This window comes from Vibrio sp. 1401 (assembly GCF_033340295.1).
In genome coordinates, this window is record NZ_JAWOWF010000484.1 from 1 (window position 1) to 633 (window position 633).

A 633-nucleotide genomic window follows, 5' to 3' on the forward strand; every position below is an offset into this window, starting at 1 on the left:
ACCAGCACTGTGCTACTCGTGATCTCTGCAAGTACTTTAACTATGGCAACCGAAAACGGACTCACGTTAGAGCAACAAATCGAGAAAATTGGTCAGGTATTGTTAGAGCCTAACTCCGTTCAGTTTGAAGAAATGAAACAAGCTCTGACCAAGTACAGCCTAGCACTGTACAAAACAGCAGCTTACGAGAACACTCAGAAGTACTACGCAGACAATGGTCTAGACTTTGATATTCCACACGTAGATTACTTTATCGACATCGATGGTGACGGCGTGCTACCTAACAAAGACTTGCCTGTGTTCCGCTACACATCTGGCGTATCACTAGCTGCAACTGAAGAATCTATCGGTCAAGAAGTACCTGCTGGTGCATGGGCTATCGACTACCAAGGTCGTCCTATGACGCTCGAAGTTATTGGTGAATTCCAGCACGGTGAAATCGCATCAATTGAATACACTGATACTGGCGTTAGTATTTGGTATCGTCTAACGGATGTAGACTTTGAAGGTCAGTCATTCGAAGACTGCGTTACGGTTAATACAGTAAAGCCTGCACCTGCTAACTTTCCATGGAAGGCATGTGTAACTCTAACCAAATAGTAATCTTCAGCAGATCGAAAAAATAGGAGGCCT

At 44.2% G+C, this 633-nt stretch carries 1 pseudogene; it reads left to right on the top strand.

Annotated elements, in window-relative coordinates:
• Nucleotides 1-600 (top strand): annotated as a pseudogene (locus R7Z77_RS26355) (hypothetical protein); the annotation flags it as partial.
• Nucleotides 601-633 lie beyond the last annotated feature (33 nt).